Annotated in this window: 19 protein-coding genes; 2 read left to right on the top strand and 17 right to left on the bottom strand. The window is 59.2% G+C overall.

Annotated features, from left to right (window positions below):
* Position 1 precedes the first annotated feature (1 nt).
* The 4 genes from AC0J6G_RS01190 to AC0J6G_RS01175 all read right to left on the bottom strand — a co-directional run bounded on the left by AC0J6G_RS01190 (position 2) and on the right by AC0J6G_RS01175 (position 4,753).
* Complete coding sequence (locus tag AC0J6G_RS01190) at positions 2-1,342, bottom strand: DEAD/DEAH box helicase (RefSeq protein ID WP_475250589.1); 1,341 nt, start codon at positions 1,340-1,342, stop codon at positions 2-4.
* A gap of 215 nt (positions 1,343-1,557) precedes the next feature.
* A complete protein-coding gene (gene zapE / locus AC0J6G_RS01185; RefSeq protein WP_475250588.1) occupies positions 1,558-2,652 on the bottom strand; it encodes a cell division protein ZapE in 1,095 nt (364 codons plus the stop codon).
* Positions 2,653-2,772: 120 nt separating this feature from the next.
* On the bottom strand, positions 2,773-4,119 hold the full coding sequence (locus tag AC0J6G_RS01180) for a tryptophan--tRNA ligase (protein ID WP_475250587.1): 1,347 nt from the start codon (positions 4,117-4,119) through the stop codon (positions 2,773-2,775).
* A 28-nt stretch (positions 4,120-4,147) separates the two neighbouring features.
* Positions 4,148-4,753, bottom strand: coding sequence for an alpha/beta hydrolase (locus tag AC0J6G_RS01175; protein WP_475253552.1), 606 nt, complete (start codon positions 4,751-4,753; stop codon positions 4,148-4,150).
* Positions 4,754-4,905: 152 nt separating this feature from the next.
* Here AC0J6G_RS01175 and AC0J6G_RS01170 point away from each other — a divergent pair, with 152 nt between their 5' ends.
* Positions 4,906-5,343, top strand: coding sequence for a Z-ring associated ZapG family protein (locus tag AC0J6G_RS01170; RefSeq protein ID WP_475250586.1), 438 nt, complete (start codon positions 4,906-4,908; stop codon positions 5,341-5,343).
* Positions 5,344-5,426: 83 nt separating this feature from the next.
* On the opposite strand, the gene cysN is transcribed toward AC0J6G_RS01170, so the two are convergent.
* From cysN to AC0J6G_RS01155, 3 genes are all read right to left on the bottom strand, one after another.
* Positions 5,427-7,328, bottom strand: coding sequence for a sulfate adenylyltransferase subunit CysN (gene cysN / locus AC0J6G_RS01165; protein WP_475250585.1), 1,902 nt, complete (start codon positions 7,326-7,328; stop codon positions 5,427-5,429).
* Position 7,329: 1 nt separating this feature from the next.
* A complete protein-coding gene (cysD, locus tag AC0J6G_RS01160) occupies positions 7,330-8,247 on the bottom strand; it encodes a sulfate adenylyltransferase subunit CysD (protein WP_475250584.1) in 918 nt (305 codons plus the stop codon).
* A gap of 142 nt (positions 8,248-8,389) precedes the next feature.
* Positions 8,390-9,148 (bottom strand): Nif3-like dinuclear metal center hexameric protein, encoded by a 759-nt coding sequence (locus AC0J6G_RS01155; RefSeq protein WP_475250583.1) that lies wholly within the window; start codon positions 9,146-9,148, stop codon positions 8,390-8,392.
* Between the two features lie 112 nt (positions 9,149-9,260).
* Here AC0J6G_RS01155 and algW point away from each other — a divergent pair, with 112 nt between their 5' ends.
* Positions 9,261-10,415, top strand: coding sequence for a Do family serine endopeptidase AlgW (gene algW / locus AC0J6G_RS01150; RefSeq protein ID WP_475250582.1), 1,155 nt, complete (start codon positions 9,261-9,263; stop codon positions 10,413-10,415).
* Between the two features lie 113 nt (positions 10,416-10,528).
* Here the strand turns inward: algW and hisC are convergent, their stop codons facing one another.
* The 10 genes from hisC to AC0J6G_RS01100 form a co-directional block, all read right to left on the bottom strand.
* A complete protein-coding gene (gene hisC / locus AC0J6G_RS01145; RefSeq protein ID WP_475250581.1) occupies positions 10,529-11,581 on the bottom strand; it encodes a histidinol-phosphate transaminase in 1,053 nt (350 codons plus the stop codon).
* A gap of 111 nt (positions 11,582-11,692) precedes the next feature.
* Positions 11,693-13,003 carry a histidinol dehydrogenase gene (gene hisD / locus AC0J6G_RS01140; protein ID WP_475250580.1) on the bottom strand — a complete coding sequence of 437 codons (1,311 nt, stop codon included), beginning with the start codon at positions 13,001-13,003 and terminating at the stop codon, positions 11,693-11,695.
* Positions 13,004-13,174: 171 nt separating this feature from the next.
* Positions 13,175-13,810 carry an ATP phosphoribosyltransferase gene (hisG, locus tag AC0J6G_RS01135; protein ID WP_475250579.1) on the bottom strand — a complete coding sequence of 212 codons (636 nt, stop codon included), beginning with the start codon at positions 13,808-13,810 and terminating at the stop codon, positions 13,175-13,177.
* Positions 13,811-13,814: 4 nt separating this feature from the next.
* Positions 13,815-15,080: a UDP-N-acetylglucosamine 1-carboxyvinyltransferase gene (murA, locus tag AC0J6G_RS01130; protein WP_475250578.1), complete on the bottom strand. Its 1,266-nt coding sequence runs from the start codon at positions 15,078-15,080 to the stop codon at positions 13,815-13,817.
* A gap of 13 nt (positions 15,081-15,093) precedes the next feature.
* Positions 15,094-15,333: a BolA family protein gene (locus AC0J6G_RS01125; protein ID WP_090255487.1), complete on the bottom strand. Its 240-nt coding sequence runs from the start codon at positions 15,331-15,333 to the stop codon at positions 15,094-15,096.
* Between the two features lie 130 nt (positions 15,334-15,463).
* Complete coding sequence (locus AC0J6G_RS01120; protein ID WP_475250577.1) at positions 15,464-15,772, bottom strand: STAS domain-containing protein; 309 nt, start codon at positions 15,770-15,772, stop codon at positions 15,464-15,466.
* Entirely contained in the window at positions 15,769-16,401 is a 633-nt protein-coding gene (locus AC0J6G_RS01115; protein WP_475250576.1) for an MlaC/ttg2D family ABC transporter substrate-binding protein, read from the bottom strand. The genes AC0J6G_RS01120 and AC0J6G_RS01115 overlap by 4 nt, the downstream gene beginning before the upstream one ends.
* Before the next feature lie 14 nt (positions 16,402-16,415).
* Positions 16,416-16,886: an outer membrane lipid asymmetry maintenance protein MlaD gene (gene mlaD, locus AC0J6G_RS01110; protein ID WP_475250575.1), complete on the bottom strand. Its 471-nt coding sequence runs from the start codon at positions 16,884-16,886 to the stop codon at positions 16,416-16,418.
* Entirely contained in the window at positions 16,886-17,683 is a 798-nt protein-coding gene (gene mlaE / locus AC0J6G_RS01105; RefSeq protein WP_475250574.1) for a lipid asymmetry maintenance ABC transporter permease subunit MlaE, read from the bottom strand. Before mlaE ends, mlaD begins: the two co-directional genes overlap by 1 nt.
* A complete protein-coding gene (locus tag AC0J6G_RS01100; RefSeq protein WP_475250573.1) occupies positions 17,683-18,492 on the bottom strand; it encodes an ATP-binding cassette domain-containing protein in 810 nt (269 codons plus the stop codon). The genes mlaE and AC0J6G_RS01100 overlap by 1 nt, the downstream gene beginning before the upstream one ends.
* Positions 18,493-18,606: the final 114 nt, after the last annotated feature.

Here is an 18,606-nt window from a genome sequence, read left to right as displayed (position 1 = left end):
ATTACTTAACGAACTTCCCAGGCTTGCCGGCTTTACCGCCAAAGCTCGGCACCTTGCGCACCGCTTTTACCACCGGCGCGGCGGGCGCATCGGCCTCCATCCAACGGCCTAAACTGCCGCCTTTGCCACCACCGACTACTTTTGGCTTCTTGGCCTTCTTAGGCTTCTTTACCACCTGGCCGCCGGGCAGCGTCTGCGGCACACGGTGATCGGGGATAAAGTCCGGCTCATCAATGCGCTGCAGCACTTGCTGGGTCAGGGTTTCGATGGCCGAGAGCAGCTGCACTTCATCGGCGCAGACCAGCGACACCGCCTGCCCTGTAGAGCCGGCACGCCCGGTGCGGCCAATGCGGTGCACATAATCTTCGGCGACGATCGGTAGATCGAAATTCACCACCAGCGGCATGGTGTCGATGTCCAGACCACGGGCCGCCACATCGGTGGCCACCAACACCTTGACCTCACCCTCTTTGAAACGCTGCAACGCGCGCTGGCGGGTGGCCTGGGGTTTGTCGCCGTGGATCGAGTCGGCGCTGATACCGTGGCGCTGCAGCTCGGCTTCCAGCTCATCAACCCCCTTGCGAGTTTTCACGAACACCAGCGCCTGGCTCCAGCGTTTGCTCTGGTAGAGGTGCAGGAACAGCTCGGTCTTGCGCTTCTTGTCGACCGGAATCAGCCACTGTTTGACCGATTTGGCGGCGGCGTTACGCGGGCTGACTTCGATGCTCAGCGGGTCATTGAGCATCTCGCCAGCCATGCTGCGGATCGCGTCAGAGAACGTCGCAGAAAACAGCAAGGTCTGACGTTTTTTCGGCAACGCGCGGAATACGCTCTCCAGCTCGTTGGCAAAGCCTAGGTCGAGCATGCGGTCAGCTTCGTCCAGCACCAGGGTTTGCACTTGGTTGAACTTGACTGCTTTTTGCCGATAGAGGTCGAGCAAACGGCCCGGCGTCGCCACCAGCACATCCACGCCCTTGCGCAGCTTCATCATTTGCGGATTGATGCTCACCCCGCCATAGGCGGCAAAGCTGCGCAGTGGCAAGTGCTGGCCGTAGGTGATGAAGCTCTGCAGCACCTGCTCGGCCAACTCACGGGTTGGCACCAGCACCAGCGCGCGCACTGAATTACTCGCCACCTGCGGCCCTTCCATCATCAGCCGTTGCAACACCGGCAAGGCAAAGCCTGCAGTCTTGCCGGTGCCGGTTTGCGCGGCGGCCATCAGGTCGCGCCCCTGAAGAATCGGCACAATGGCTTGTGCCTGCACAGCGGTGGGGGTTTTGTAGTCGAGGCTGTCGAGGGTACGCAGTAGAGGCTCGATCAGGCCGAGGGAGGCAAAGGTCATAGGGTTACCACAAAGAGCTAAAAGACGATGGCGCTGAGTTTATCCTGCCTGAAGGCAGGCGGCCTGACTGTCTTCAGCACCCGCCAGCGCCTTAGGCACGCCAAATCAGTGTGTAGGGTGGATGGCGCTTTTTTTCATCCACCACGGGGAGACATGAGGCGGTGGATGGGTAAAGCGCCATCCGCCCTACGAGAATGGCGCTCTGTGTCCTGCACTCAGGGTTTGTGCGGACGCGCGAGAAACTCATGCGACTGCATTTCCAGCAAACGGCTGAGGGTGCGCTGGAACTCAAAGGTCAGGCGACCGCCGGTGTAGAGGTCTTTCAGCTCCACTTCTGCGGAGATGATCAGCTTGACATTGCGGTCGTAAAACTCATCGACCAAGTTGATAAAGCGCCGCGCCATGTCGTCTTTGGCGGTGCTCATCTGCTCGACATTGGCCAGCAATACGGCGTGAAAGATCTTGCCCAGTTCGATGTAATCGTTCTGGCTACGCGGACCGTCGCACAGTTCGCGAAAATCAAACCAGGCCACGTCGTCGCCAATCTTGCGCGCGACGATGCCGCGATTTTCGATCATCAGCGGCTCGTTTTCCTGCACCGCGCAGTGCTCGGGCAGCAGGCTGCTGAAGCTTTTATGCAGGCTCTCTTCAGCGGCGGCATCCAGCGGCCAGTGGTACAGCTCGGCTTGCTCCAGCGCGCGCAGGCGGTAGTCGATGCCGCTGTCGACGTTGACGATCTCGGTGTGCTGCTTGAGCAGAGCAATCGCTGGCAGGAAGCGTGCACGCTGCAGGCCGTCTTTGTACAAGCCGTCAGGCACGATGTTGGACGTTGCGACCAGGCTGACGCCGTTTTTGAACAGCTCTTCCATGAGGGTGGCGAGGATCATCGCGTCGGTAATGTCGCTGACGAAAAACTCATCGAAACAGATGACCTTGGCTTCGTCGGCAAAGCGCTTGCCGATAATGGTCAACGGATTCTTTTCGCCTTTAAGGGTGCGCATTTCTTCATGCACGCGCTTCATAAAGCGGTGAAAGTGCGTGCGCACCTTGCGCTCGAACGGCAGCGCGTCGAAGAAGGTATCGACCAAGTAAGTCTTGCCGCGGCCGACGCCGCCCCAGAAGTACAGCCCTTTGACCGGCACCGGCGGCTTTTTGCCGAATAACTTGCCCAGCAGACCGCTGCTGCTGTTCTCGCTGGCAACCAAGTCGTCGTAAAGGCGCTGGAGGTGACGCACCGCAGTTTCCTGAGCCGCGTCATGGAAAAAATCAGGGCGTTTGAGGTCAGCCTGGTAGCGTTCTAGGGGGGTCATAATTCGTTAGCCGGGCAAGTAAAACGGGGGCGTCACTTTAGCGACGCCCCCGTTTATTAGCAATCGGCTTATAGACGGCATAACGCTTGTGGGGGTGCCGCCCAGCCATCTATCAGCGCGTTACTCCTGAGGTGCCAATGCCTCGCGCAAGCGCGTGATAGCGGCCTCACGCGCGTCGCTATCGACGAATGCCGGGCTTTGCGCCACGCATTCATCGTCCAGCCAGACGCCAAAACCACCCTCCTGCTCGCGGACATCTAGCGCTTCACCGGATTGCAGACGCTTGTTGGCCATACCCGCCGCCTTGCCATCGGCAAAGGATTTGGACAGCAACAGCTGCTCGCCGGCGGCATCCAGCAGACGGAAGCGGAAGCTGCCGTCGTCGTCACGGAAGCTGACAAACCGCGCGCTCTTGCCGGATTTCTTCTTCTCACCCGCCGTATTGACGACCTGGCTGCGGAAGGAGCGCAGGCCCACGGCCTCACGCAGCTCACCGAGAAACGGCGTGGCGGTTTTGCGCGCCTTGGTGGCGCCGGCCAGCAGGATATCTTCCAGGTCTGCCGGCTTGCTGATCAGGGCGTTATAACGCTCGCGCGCCTCGCCCAGCTCGGTTTCCAGCAGGTTAACCAGCGCCTGTTTGGCTTCGCCCCAGCCCAGCCCATCCTCCAGCGCGGTTCGGAAATCCGCCTGCTGAGTCGGCGCAGCAAACGCTTGGTAGAGGGTAAACAGGTGCGAATTATCCGGATCTTTCGCCTCGCCAGGCAGCTTGGAGTCGGTGACAATCCGCGCGACGGCATCCTTGAGCTGCTTGGCGCTGCCGAACAACGGGATGGTGTTGTCGTAGCTCTTGCTCATCTTACGGCCGTCGAGGCCGGGCAGGGTTGCCACGTCTTCCTCGATCACTGCCTCGGGTAGGGTAAACAGCTCTTTACCTTGGCCAAACAGATGGTTGAAGCGCTGGCCGATATCACGGGCCATTTCCACGTGCTGGATCTGATCACGGCCGACCGGCACCTTGTGCGCGTTGAACATCAGAATGTCCGCGGCCATCAGCACCGGGTAGCTGAACAGGCCCATGGTGATGCCGGCGTCAGGGTCTTCACCCAGCTCAACGTTCTTGTCCACCGAGGCCTTGTAGGCATGAGCGCGGTTAAGCAGACCCTTGCCGGCGACGCAGGTGAGCAACCAGCACAACTCAGGAATCTCGGGGATATCCGACTGGCGGTAAAAGGTCGCCTTGTCCACATCCAGCCCCAAGGCCAGCCAGGTGGCCGCAATTTCCAGACGCGAACGCTGAATACGCGCCGGCTCGTCGCACTTGATCAGCGCGTGGTAGTCGGCCAGGAAGTAGAACGAATCTGCATCAGCAGCGCGGCTAGCAACGATGGCCGGGCGAATCGCGCCTGCGTAGTTGCCGAGGTGCGGCGTGCCGGTGGTGGTGATGCCGGTAAGGATACGAGTGGTCATAACGTTCGCTTATAAGGCTGCAATCGATTCAAAGACGCGGCAGTAACAGATCTTTGAGGTCTGTTAGCTTGCCGTGAAAAAAGTGGCCGCATTCTGCCACTTTCAGCAGCTCATGGGCACGCCCGAGCGCCGCCGACCACTGGTAAACCGCTTGCGGGTCGATCACTTCGTCGTCTTCGGGCTGGATCAGAACGAGCGGACAGGTGCTGGCTGGGGGATTTTCTTCGCTCAGGCGCTGCACCGCCGGCGCCACCATAAACAACTTGTCGAGCGTCACGCCTTTGGTTTCCAGGCGCGCGCCGAGGGCTGCAGCGACAAAGCCGCCAAAGGAAAAACCGAGCAAGCTCAGCGGTAATTCGGGGTGCTGCGCTCGCAACCAGTTGGCCACGGCTTCAGCATCGTCCACCTCGCCACTGGCCATATCGTGGCTGCCGGCGCTGGCACCCACACCGCGGTAATTAAAACGCAACGTGGCCAGGCCACTGTCACGGGCCGTGCGCTGTAAGGTAGAGACTACCTTGTTGAGCATGGTGCCGCCCTGGATGGGATTGGGATGGCAGATCAGCGCCACGCCACGGGCATCAGGGGTGTTCAGCCACAAGGCTTCGAGTTGGCCGCTAGGGCCGGCAATCATTAAGGGGGTTTCGCGGGTGAGCAACAGGGAACTCCGTGACCTCGCAGTGGGTCGACTCGTCTAGCTGACAGCCTGCGCCGCACACATCTCGGCTATACAGCGCAGGTTCGAGCCGTTAACGTAAAGCAAAGCCGTTTAGAGAGGAAGGACTCGTGGAACAGACGCTTACCGCCTGGTTGCTACCCGCCATTACCCTGGTAGCCGGCATTGCCATTGGCTTCCTGATTGCCCGCCTGGCACCCAACGCAGCGCCCAGCCGTACCCAGCGCCAGCTGGACGACATGCAGGAACGCTTTGACGCTTATCAGAGTGAGGTGGTTAGCCACTTCAACACCACCGCCAGCATGGTGAAAAAACTTACCCAGAGCTATCAGGATGTACAGGAACACCTGTCCGACGGCGCCAACCGCCTGGCCCTCGACGAGCTGACCCGGCAACGCCTGCTGGCCACCCTGCACGCCGACGATGCCAGCGAAAAACGCGAACGCCTGACGCCACCGAGAAACAACGAAATGCCCAAGGACTACGCGCCCAAAAGCGCCAATGTGCCGGGCATGCTCGATGAAAGCTACGGTTTGAAGAATAAGTAATAGCCGCTGATTCGGTCGCTTCGGCGACCAAGCAGCCAATAAAAAGCCCCGCACTAGGCGGGGCTTTTTATTGAGCGGCGCTCTTAGATCGCGCCACGCTCGCGCAGCAGCGCCAACACCTGTTTGACGCCCTCTTCCACCGACACCGACTGCGTATCGATCACCAGATCGGCATTCAGCGGGATGTCGTAAGGGAAGGACTCACCCGGGATATTGTCGCCACCGGCCGCATACAAGCCTTGCGGATCACGCTCGGCGCAGACCTGCGGTGAAGCCTGCACGTACACGGTGATCAGGCGTTCGGCACCGATCAACGCCTTGGCCTGTTCGCGGCCTTCAGCATCCGGGGCAACGAAGGCAGCTAGGGTCAGCAAGCCGGCTTCGTTGAACTGACGCGCAACGTGAGCCGCACGACGCCAGTTTTCGGTACGCCCAGCACGGTCCTGTGGCAGCCCCTTGTTCAGGTCGTGACGCAGGTTCTGGCCATCCAGCACGTAGACCGCACGACCGGAGTCGAACAGCTTGCGCTCCACGGCATAAGCCAGGGTACTTTTGCCAGCGCCGGACAAGCCGCTGAACAGCACGGTAGCCGGCTGCTGGCCAAAGCGTGCAGCACGCTCTTCAGTGGATACGTGCGCCAGCTTGCCGTGATGACCGCCCGAGCCCTGCGCGCCAAGCGGTTCGGCGATGATCATGCCGGCGCCGACGGTGCCATTGGTCAGGCGGTCAATGACGATAAACGAGCCGGTGGTGCGGTTATGTGTATAGCCATCCAGCGCGATCGGTGCATCCAAGGCGATGCGCACCTGGCCGATTTCGTTGAGCTGCAGGCTGCTCGCGGCGCCCTCTTCCAGGGTATTCACATCAATCCGGTGAGTGATGCTGGCAATCGAGCCCGGCACATAGCTGGTGGCGCGTTTGATGTCGTATTTCTTGCCCGGCAGCATCGGCTCTTCCGCCATCCATACCAGCATGGCGTCGAAGCTATCGACCACCTGCGGACGGTTGTCGCCGTGCACCAGCATGTCGCCACGGGAGACGTCGATTTCGTCTTCCAGGGTGATGGTAATCGCCTGGCCTGGGCCTGCCTGTTCCAGCTCACCCTCGAAGGTGACGATGGATTTGACCTTGCTGCCCTTGCCCGATGGCAGAGCGATAACTTCGTCACCCTTGCGCACGATGCCGCTGGCCAGGGTGCCGGCGAAACCACGGAAGTTCAGGTTCGGACGATTGACGTACTGCACCGGGAAACGCAGGTCGGTGAAATTGCGATCACCCGCCACTTCCACGGTCTCGAGAATTTCCATCAGCGACTGGCCGGTGTACCAAGGCGACTGCTCGCTCTTGTTGACCACGTTGTCGCCCTTGAGCGCCGACATCGGCACAAAGTGCAGCGAGCTTGGCTTGAGCGCAATACCTTCGGCGAACTTCAGGTAATCGGCCTTGATCTGCTCGAATACGCCTTGATCGAAACCCTTAAGGTCCATCTTGTTGATGGCCACGACGATGTGCTTGATACCCAGCAGACTGGCAATAAAGCTGTGCCGCTTGGTCTGAGTCTGCACACCATAACGCGCGTCAATCAGAATAATCGCCAGGTCGCAGTTGGACGCACCAGTGGCCATGTTGCGGGTGTACTGCTCATGGCCGGGGGTGTCGGCAATAATGAACTTGCGCTTGGTGGTGCTGAAATAGCGGTACGCCACATCGATGGTGATGCCTTGCTCGCGCTCGGCCTGCAGGCCATCGACCAGCAACGCCAAATCGATATCTTCACCGGTGGTGCCGACTTTTTTCGAATCTTTGGTGATGGCATCCAGATGGTCTTCGTAGATCATCTTGGAATCATGCAACAGGCGGCCAATCAGAGTGCTTTTGCCGTCATCAACGTTGCCGCAGGTCAGAAAGCGCAGCAGCTCTTTGCGCTCGTGCTGGGCCAGATAGGCGAGGATGTCCTCGCTGATCAATTCGGATTGGTGCGACATATTAAAAGTACCCCTGACGTTTTTTCTCTTCCATCGAGCCGGAGGAGTCATGGTCGATGACTCGGCCTTGGCGCTCAGAGGTTTTGGCCAACAGCATTTCCTGAATAATTTCCGGCAAGGTGCTGGCTGTGGATTCCACCGCGCCAGTCAGCGGGTAGCAACCCAGAGTACGGAAGCGCACCATCTTTTTATGAATGCTGGCTTTTTGCTCAGGGGTGAGGTGTTCGAGGATGCGTTCGTCGTCGATCATGATCAGCGCACCGTTCATCTCGATCACTTCGCGCTCTTCGGCGAAATACAGCGGCACAATCGGGATACTTTCCAGATAGATGTACTGCCAGATGTCCAGTTCGGTCCAGTTGGACAGCGGAAATACACGGATCGACTCGCCCTTCTTGACGTTGCCGTTGTACACATTCCACAGCTCGGGACGCTGGTTCTTCGGGTCCCAGCGATGCTTGCTGTCGCGGAACGAGTACACGCGCTCTTTGGCGCGGGATTTCTCTTCATCGCGGCGCGCGCCACCGAAGGCGGCGTCGAAACCGTACTTGTCGAGCGCCTGCTTGAGGCCCTCGGTCTTCATCACGTCGGTGTGCTTGGCACTGCCGTAGGTGAAGGGATTCATGTCCTGCGCCACACCATCGGGGTTGGTGTGAGTGATCAGGTCCAGACCGTACTCGTTGACCATCTTCTCGCGGAAGCTGTACATTTCCTGAAACTTCCAGCGCGTATCGACGTGCATCACCGGGAACGGCAGCTTGCCCGGAAAGAACGCCTTGCGCGCGAGGTGCAGCATCACGGCGGAGTCTTTACCGATGGAATAGAGCATTACCGGGTTGTCGAATTCGGCGGCCACTTCACGAATGATGTGGATACTTTCCGCCTCCAGCTGTTTCAGGTGGGTCAGTTTATCGAGCATGGCTACTCACGAAATGCGATGTGTTGAGGCCGGCGGGCCGTGGACGAGGACGCACTCTAGCACAGCACCTTCGTCTAATCAGGAGACTGGTTAGATCGAAACGATCTAGCTTTATACCTGCAGGAACGGCCGCAAATACGGCTTAGATGGGATTGGGGCAGTCGATAAACATGTGTTCGATGGCAAAGCGCCGCGCCAGGTAATCACCTAACGCCTGCACGCCATAACGCTCGGTGGCGTGATGGCCGGCGGCGATAAAGCTGATACCGTTTTCGCGGGCGCTGTGGAAGGTCTGCTCAGAAGCCTCGCCCGTCAGGTACAGATCAACCCCAGCGGCAATCGCCTGATCGATATACCCCTGACCGCCGCCGGTGCACCAACCGACTCGGCGAATCATCTCTCCGCTGTCAATCACAAGCGGCTCACGACCCAGCACCTGCTGCACATGGCGGGCGAAATGCTGCGCGCTCGTGGGCTCAGTCAGTGAGCCGATTAAGCCAACGGTGCGCGGGTTTTCCGGCTCCAGCAGACCTTCGACTGTGATGCCCAGCTGCGCGGCCAGCTGCACATTATTGCCAACCTCGGGGTGCACATCCAGTGGCAGGTGATAGGCCAGTAGACTGATGTCATTGGCTAGCAGGGTCTGCAGGCGACGGCGCTTCATCCCGGTGATGCAGGGGCTTTCGCCCTTCCAGAAGTAGCCGTGGTGCACCAGCAGCACATCGGCTTCGGCCTCAACGGCCGCATCGATCAATGCCTGGCTGGCCGTCACCCCGCTGACGATCCGCTGCACCTGCGGCCGCCCCTCAACTTGCAGGCCATTGGGGCAGTAATCACTAATGCGCGCCGCATTCAAAAAACGGTCGGTTTCTTCCACCAGCGTCGCCAGGGCAATGGCCATCGTGCTTCCTTAATCAAACAGTACGCGCCGCTGCTTTATTGTCAGCCGCTTCTCTATAATGGCGCACCTTACGGGCCGCACTTGCCGCCCTGCAACCCTCAGGATTGCTCCAATGTTCAAGGCCTTGCGTTTCCTCGGCTGGCCCCTGCTGGTCGGCGTGCTGTCAGCACTGCTGATCATGCAATATTTCCCACAATGGGTCGGCTTACCAGGGCAGAACGTGCATGTGCGCCAAGCGCCATTTTATAGCCGTATTCAGGAAGGCCCGGTGTCCTATGCCGAGGCGGTGAATACCGCTTCCCCGGCCGTGGCCAACCTATACAGCACTAAATTCGTCAATAAGCCTAGCCACCCATTGTTTGAGGACCCACAGTTTCGCAAGTTCTTCGGTGACAATCTGCCCAAGCAACGGCGCATGGAGTCGAGCCTCGGTTCGGCGGTGATCATGAGCCCGGAAGGTTATCTGCTGACCAACAACCACGTGGTCGCTGATGCCGATCAGATCGTCGTGGCCCTGAAAGACGGCCGCGAAACTCTGGCGCGGTTGATTGGCAGCGACCCGGAAACCGACCTTGCCGTATTGAAGATTGACCTGCCGGACCTGCCCTTCATCACCCTCGGGCGTTCGGACAATATCCGCATTGGCGACGTTAGCCTGGCCATCGGCAACCCATTCGGCGTTGGCCAGACCGTGACCATGGGCATCATCAGCGCCACCGGGCGTAACCAGCTGGGCCTCAACACCTACGAGGATTTCATCCAGACTGACGCGGCGATCAACCCCGGTAACTCCGGCGGTGCACTGGTGGATGCCTATGGCAACCTGGTCGGCATCAATACCGCGATTTTCTCCAAATCAGGCGGATCGCAAGGCATCGGCTTTGCCATCCCGGTAAAGCTGGCGATGGATGTGATGCAGGCAATCATTGAGCACGGCCAGGTGATTCGCGGCTGGCTGGGTATCGAGGTGCAACCGCTGACTCCAGAGCTGGCGGAATCCTTCGGCCTGGACGGTCGTCCCGGCATCGTCGTCGCGGGCATCTACCGCGACGGCCCGGCGCAAAAGGCTGGCCTGCTACCGGGCGACCTGATTCTCAGCATCGACGGTGAGGCTGCGGGCGACGGCCGCAGCTCGATGAACCAAGTGGCCCGCGCGAAACCAGGCGGCAAGCTCAGCATCGACATCCTGCGCAACGGTAAACCGTTACAGCTGACTGCAGAAATCGGCGTTAGACCGCCCGTCAGTGAAAATAACCCGCGCGATTGATTGGTCGTGCGCGGCCGACTGAACCGCCAAAACCAAGCGCTGAGACAATGACCGCCAAGCGAGCATAAAAAAGCCGGAGCGTTAACCCGCTCCGGCTTTTTTAAACAATCGGTTTACAGCCCTTGCAGCGCATCCAACAGCGCCTGGTTCTGCTCCGGCGTGCCGATGGTAATACGCAAGAATTGCGCAATCCGCTGCTGGGTGAAATGCCGCACGATCACGCCCTGCTCACGCAAACCGGCCGCTAGCGTCGCAGCATCTTTACCGGGATGGCGAGCGAAGACGAAGTTCGCAGCCGACGGCAACACCTCAAAGCCTAAGGTCTCCAGCCCAGCCACCACGGCGTCGCGGCTGTCGATCACGCGCTGGCAGGTTTGCTCGAAGTAGGCCTTATCCTCGAACGCCGCCGCCGCACCGGCAATCGCCATGCGGTCCAACGGGTAGGAGTTGAAGCTGTTTTTGATGCGCTCCAGCGCCTCGATCAAGTCCGGATGGCCGACTGCGATACCGACCCGCAGCCCCGCCAGCGAGCGCGACTTGGACAGGGTCTGGCTGACCAGCAGGTTCGGGTACTTGTCCACCAGACTGATCGCCGTCTCGCCGCCGAAATCGATATAAGCCTCATCGACCAGCACAACGCTATCCGGGTTGGCCTTGAGCAAACGCTCGATAGCATCCAGCGCCAGCGCGCAGCCCGTTGGCGCATTGGGGTTGGGGAAGATGATGCCGCCATTGGGCCGCGCATAATCCTCAACACGAATCTGGAACTGCTCATCCAACGGCACCTGTACAAAGTCGATGCCATACAGCCCGCAGTAAACCGGATAAAAGCTGTAGCTGATATCGGGGAATAACAACGGTTGGCTTTGCTGGAACAGGCCGTGGAAGGCGTGCGCCAGCACCTCATCAGAACCGTTGCCGACAAACACCTGAGCTGTCTGCACGCCGTAATAATCGGCGACTGCTTGCTTTAAGCGGTCGCTATTGGGGTCAGGGTACAGGCGCAGGTTGTCATTGACCTCGGCCTGCATGGCAGCAATCGCCTTAGGCGAAGGGCCGTAGGGGTTCTCGTTGGTGTTGAGTTTGACCAGCTTGGCCAGTTTCGGCTGCTCACCCGGTACATAGGGCACCAGGTCTTTGACGAAGGGGCTCCAGAATTTGCTCATCTGCCCTTCTCTCCTCGAATTCTTCGGTTTGTGTAGGGTGAAATCCGCGACGCGTTTTTCACCGGACAAGGCGGTGGACACGCAAAGCGTTGTCCACCCTACAAACAGCCATCAGGGCTTGATGCGGTACTCGGCGCTGCGGGCGTGAGCGGTCAGCGACTCGCCACGGGCCAGCACGCTGGCGACCTTGCCCAATTCCGACGCCCCTTCAGCCGAACAATGGATGATCGACGAACGTTTCTGGAAGTCATACACCCCCAGCGGCGAGGAATAGCGCGCGGTGCCGGAGGTCGGCAGAACGTGGTTAGGGCCTGCGCAGTAGTCGCCGAGCGCCTCGGCGGTGTAACGGCCCATAAAAATCGCGCCCGCATGACGGATCAGCGGCAGGTACTCATCGGGGTTTGCCACCGACAATTCCAAATGCTCCGGTGCAATACGGTTGGCCACTTCAATCGCCTGGGCCATATCGGCTACCTGAATCAATGCACCGCGACCTTCCAGGGAGGTGCGTGCAATCGTCTCGCGCTCCAAGGTCGGCAGCAGTTTGGCGATGCTTTCGGCCACGCGATCAAGGAAGGCGGCATCCGGGCTGACCAGAATCGACTGCGCGTCCTCGTCGTGCTCGGCCTGAGAGAACAGGTCCATGGCGATCCAATCTGGGTCGGTCTGGCCGTCACACACCACGAGAATTTCCGACGGCCCGGCGATCATGTCGATACCGACTTTGCCGAACACGTGGCGCTTGGCGGTGGCGACATAGATGTTGCCCGGACCAACGATTTTGTCCACCGGCGGCACGCTTTCGGTGCCATAGGCCAACGCGGCCACGGCCTGGGCGCCGCCGATGGTGAATACGCGGTCAACCCCGGCAATACAGGCAGCGGCCAGCACCAGTTCGTTGATCTCGCCACGAGGGGTTGGCACCACCATCACCACTTCCGGCACACCGGCAACCTTGGCTGGGATGGCGTTCATCAACACCGAGGATGGATACGAGGCTTTGCCACCCGGCACATACAAACCCGCGCGATCCAGCGGCGTGACCTTCTGCCCCAGCACCGTGCCATCGGCTTCGGTGTAGGTCCAGGAGTCCTGTTTCTGCCGCTCGTGGTAACTGCGCACGCGTTCAGCGGCTTTCTCCAACGCACTGCGCTGCTCCGGGGTGATACGCGTCAGGGCCAGCTCCAGGCGCTCGCGCGGCAGAATCAGATCCGCCATCGAAGCGACATCCAGGCCGTCAAACTGCTTGGTGAACTCAACCAGCGCCGCATCGCCACGCTCGCGCACGGCTTTGATGATCTCCAGCACACGCTGGTTGACCGCATCGTCCGAGACACTTTCCCAGCTCAGCAGATGATCCAGATGCTGGGCAAAGTCCTGGTCAGCGGCATTGAGTCGGCGGATAGCGATAGGAGCGGTCATAGCGGGCCTCTTAAATTGGCAAATGCTCAAGCGCCCGTAGAGTACCAACCGCTCCGCGCGGGCACCTGAGAATTTTGGCTATAACGCGGATAGGGCCGGGAACATGCTCCTGCGATTCCGGCATTTCCGCCGTCCTTGGCGGTCACGCGGCGAATTGCCGCATGGCTGGGGTTAGCGAGGGTGTCGCGCTTCAACCGCTGCGCGCAGGGTGTCGATCAACGCCTGAATGCGCGCGTGCTGCATTTTCATCGAGGCTTTGTTAACCACCAGCCGCGAGCTGATGTGGGCAATCAATTCCTGAGCTTCCAGGCCATTGGCGCGCAGGGTGTTGCCGGTGTCGACCACATCAATAATCTTGTCGGCCAGCCCCACCAGCGGTGCCAGCTCCATGGAACCATACAGCTTGATGATGTCGACCTGGCGACCCTGTTCGGCGTAATAGCGCTTGGCCACGTTGACGAACTTGGTGGCTACGCGCAGCCGGCCTTTGGGCTCGGGCGCACCGACCGCACCGGCAGTCATCAGCTTGCAGCGGGCAATACGCAGGTCCAGCGGCTCATACAAGCCCTGGCCACCGTATTCCATCAGCACATCTTTACCGGCTACACCCAGGTCCGCGGCGCCGTGCTCGACATAGGTCGGCACGTCGGTGGCACGCACGATCAACAACCGCACATCATCAAGCGTGGTCGGGATAATCAGCTTGCGACTTTTATCCGGATTTTCGGTCGGCACAATGCCCGCCGCAGCCAGCAGCGGCAAGGTGTCATCGAGAATCCGGCCTTTGGAAAGAGCAATCGTCAGCATGGTCTTAGCCCGGCACGCGGCGAATCTTCGCCCCCAGCATCTGCAGTTTTTCTTCGATGCATTCATAGCCACGGTCGATGTGGTAAATACGATCGATCAGCGTGTCACCTTCAGCCACCAGCGCCGAGATCACCAGGCTGGCGGAAGCGCGTAGGTCGGTGGCCATGACGGGTGCACCCTTGAGTTTTTCAACGCCGGTAACGATGGCAGTGTTGCCTTCAACCTGAATCTGCGCGCCCATACGGATCATTTCATGCACGTGCATAAAGCGGTTTTCGAACACGGTTTCGATCACCGTGCCGGTGCCCTCGGCAATCGCATTGAGGGCAATAAACTGCGCCTGCATATCGGTGGGGAATGCCGGATACGGAGCAGTGCGCAGGTTGACGGCTTTTGGCCGCTTGCCGTGCATGTTCAGCTCGATCCAGTCGTTGCCACAGGTGACTTCGGCACCAGCTTCCTGCAGCTTGGACAGCACCGCTTCCAGGGTGGTCGGATCGGTGTCCTTGACCTTGACCCGGCCGCCTGTAACAGCAGCAGCCACCAGATAGGTGCCGGTTTCAATACGGTCAGGCATGACGTTGTAACGCGCGCCGTGCAGGCGTTCGACGCCATCGATGGTGATGGTGTCGGTGCCGGCACCGCTGATTTTCGCGCCCATGGCGATCAGGCAGTTGGCCAGGTCGACCACTTCCGGCTCACGCGCGGCGTTTTCCAGCACACTGCGGCCTTTGGCCAGAGTGGCGGCCATCATGATGTTTTCGGTGCCGGTTACACTGACGGTATCGAAGAAGAAGTGCGCCCCGCGCAGGCCGCCTTCTGGGGCTTTGGCCTTGATGTAGCCGGCCTCAACATCAATGATCGCGCCCATAGCTTCGAGGCCACGGATGTGCAGGTCAACCGGACGCGAACCAATGGCGCAACCGCCTGGCAGGGCCACTTCGGCGTAACCGAAGCGCGCGACCATTGGGCCGAGTACCAGGATCGAGGCGCGCATGGTTTTCACCAGCTCATAAGGCGCTACCAGGGTTTTGATCGCCCGCGCATCCACTTCAACACTGAGTTTTTCGTCGATGACCGGCTCAATGCCCATACGACCGAACAGCTCGATCATGGTGGTGATGTCGTGCAGGTGCGGCAGGTTGCAGATGGTGACAGGCGCGTCGCCGAGCAGGGTTGCAGCGAGAATCGGCAGGGCAGAGTTCTTCGCCCCGGAAATACGGATCTCGCCATCAAGGCGCACACCGCCGGTAATAATCAGTTTGTCCATGATTCTCTCGGTGTTAAGAGCGCGCAGCCCAATCGGCACGGCTAAAAAATTTCATACTCACGGCGTGGATGCTGCCATCAGCGATCCAGGCGTTGAGATGGGCGTAGATCTGTTGCTGACGCTTGACCGGGCTAAGGGCAGCCAACTCATCACTGATCAAATTCAGCTGAAAGTTGCAGCCTTCGCCTTCAACTTCCACTTGGGTATCCGGCAATTTAGCCTCAAGGAGACTCTTTACTTCTAAGGCCTGCATGCGCAACCTCGATCAATGCATGAACTAACGACAGCGGAGCAGACGCTCGCGGGTCTGGCATGATACAAAAAAGCCCCCCGCCTGCGAACCCCGGATTCTTGTCTGCCGACCGAAGCGCCAAAGCCGAGCTTCAGGCTTGCAGGGGCAGAATTTCTAACAAACCACAGACGCTGGCAATCTCACGCATGTCTTGGGGCAGGTTGCTCACGTGCAGCGTCTTGCCGGTGGCACGGGCATCCCGCATAAACGCCAGCAACAGCGCCAACCCAACGCTGCTGGATTTCGCCACCCCCGCACAATCCAGCACACAGACAGCCGCAGGGCTGGCCTTGAGCAAGCGAGCGCCTTGGTCACGCAGCGCCGGTGCGCTTTGATAATCAAGCACACCACTCAGGTTGAACACACCCTGCGCTGCCTCACTGATAGCGGCCTGACTCACGAGGCATTCGTCCCCTGGCGGGCCTTGGCAACGGTCTCCGTCCAATTATCGATAACTTTGTCCAGGTCGTTGCGGTTGTCCTGCATGGCCTGAGAAAACTGGTCGCGGAACAACTTGCCCACGTTAATACCGTTGATGATTACGTTGCGCATCTTCCAGGTACCGTCCTGGCTAACCATGGTGTAGGACAGCGGGTAGACCGTGCCATTGCCGTCCTTGATCTCCATGTTGACCGAAGTCCGCTGCGGGTCTTGCTGGCCATTGACCGGCAGCACGCGGATGTCTTGATTGTTGTATTCCAGCAGGGCATTGCCATAGAACTGCATCAGGCTGCGTTTGAAGTTTTCCTGGAAGCGTTGCATTTGCTCAGGCGTGGCCTGGCGCGAATAGCGCACGGTCATCACGCTGCGGGAAATCCCGTCGACATCCACCACAGGGCCGAGAATGCTGTTTAGCGCGTTATAAAACGCGCCCGGGTCGGTGCGGTACTGCTCCTTGTTAACCTTAAGGTCAGCCAACAACGTGGTCGTTGTTTGCTGCACCACTTCATGGGCCGCCGGAGCCGCCAGCAGCGGCAAGGACATGGCCGCCAGGCAGATAAAAAGACCGTTACGCAATGCTTTGATCATGCTCAACACCTCTATTAGTTTGCCTGGTCTTTATTGACCGAATTGAGCAGGAACTTGCCAATCAGGTCTTCCAGCACCAATGACGACTGCGTGTCCTGAATAGTGCTGCCATCGCTCAGCACTTCTTCTTCGCCACCCACGCTAATCCCAATGTATTTCTCGCCCAGCAGGCCCGCCGTCAGGATCGAGGCCGTGGAGTCTGCCGGCAGGTTGTCTACGGCATCATCGACAACCATGGTCACGCGCCCCATGTAACTGTTGCGGTCCAGATCGATGGCCGTAACCTTGCCAATGGTCACGCCAGCCATGGTCACTTTCGACCTGACCGTCAACCCGGCGATATTTTCAAAGTGCGCATACACCTTATAGGTGTTGTCGCTACTGCCCACCGTCAGACCGCTGACGCGCAAAGCCAAAAGCAGCAAAGCCAACAACCCAGCCAACAAAAACAAGCCGACACCAATTTCCAGCGTGCGGTTCTGCATCAGAAATCTCCAAACATCAAAGCGGTCAGAATAAAGTCCAGCCCCAATACGGCGAGCGAGGCGTACACCACGGTTTTTGTGGTGGCACGACTAATCCCTTCCGACGTCGGTTCACAGTCATAGCCTTGAAACACAGCAATCCAGGTCACGACAAATGCAAAGACCACGCTCTTGATCACGCCATTGAGCACATCGTCGCGAAACGAAACGCTGCTTTGCATATTGGCCCAGAACGACCCCTCATAAACCCCCAGCCAGTCGACGGCGACCATCGCACCGCCCCATATACCAACCACGCTGAAGATCATCGCCAGCAACGGCATTGAGATAAAACCAGCCCACAACCGCGGCGCAACAATATATTTGAGTGGGTCGACGCCAATCATCGCCAAGCTCGACAGCTGCTCGGTGGATTTCATATTGCCGATCTCTGCGGTTAACGCCGACCCGGCGCGCCCAGCAAACAACAAGGCGGTTACGACCGGACCCAGCTCACGCAGCAAAGTCAGCGCGACCATCTGCCCCACGGCCTGCTCCGAGCCGTATTGGGCCAAGATGCTAAAGCCCTGCAGCGACAGCACCATGCCGATAAAAATGCCGGACACCACAATGATGGCCAGGGACATGACCCCAACTGAATACAGCTGCTTAACCAACAACTGAAAGCCGTTCCCGGTCGTGCTACGGCCAAACAGCGCGCGCAGCAAAAACACACCAGAACGCCCCAGCGTGGCCACTACATCAATACCGGCACGCCCGAATAACCGCACCCGCTCGAGCACAGATGTCTTGCGCATCAGCGCCCTCCCAGCAAGTCGTCGCGGTAATTAGCCGCAGGAAAGTGAAACGGCACTGGCCCGTCGGGGATGCCTTGCATAAATTGACGTACGCGCGGGTCCTCCGACGCCATCAACTCGGCCGGCGTGCCCTGCCCTAAGACCTGGGTATCGCCGACGATGTAGATGTAATCGGCAATGCTCGCGGTTTCCGCCAAATCATGGGAAACCACAATACTGGTGATCCCCAGCGCATCACTGAGCAGACGAATCAAGCGCACCAAAACGCCCATAGCAATGGGGTCCTGGCCGACAAAAGGCTCGTCATACATCAAGATTTGCGGGTCCAGAGCAATCGCTCGCGCCAGTGCCACACGGCGTTTCATGCCACCCGACAGCTCATCCGGCATCAAGTCCACAGCGCCGCGCAGGCCTACCGCTTGCAACTTCATCAGGACGATGTCGCGAATCATCTCTTCTGGCAGCTGGGTGTGCACCCGCAGCGGAAAGGCGACGTTCTCGAACACATCCAGGTCGGTAAACAAGGCGCCACTCTGGAACAGCACGCCCATCTGCTTGCGCATATCGAACAATTCACTGCGCGACAGGCTCGGCAAATTCACATCATTGACCCACACCTCGCCCTGGCTCGGCTTCAGCTCAGCGGCAATCAGGCGCAACAGCGTGGTTTTTCCGCAGCCTGAAGGCCCCATGATGCCGGTGACCTTTCCACGCGGAATATGGAGATCAATGTTCTTGAAAATATCCCGCTCGCCGCGTTTAAAGCTGACGTTTTTCAGCTCGACTGCATACGGGCTCTCGGCGCTCATCTGGACTCCTTGCTAAACGCTTGCCTGACTGACGTATCGCCCCGAACAAAGGGCACTACGGGTCGTCGAACGTACCGAAAATGGCCGCGAACTATACCACCGCGCCTTACCTCA

It is taken from the genome of Pseudomonas sp. TS_SC_3 (assembly GCF_056156225.1).
This window is presented reverse-complemented; position numbering and strand designations above follow the sequence as displayed.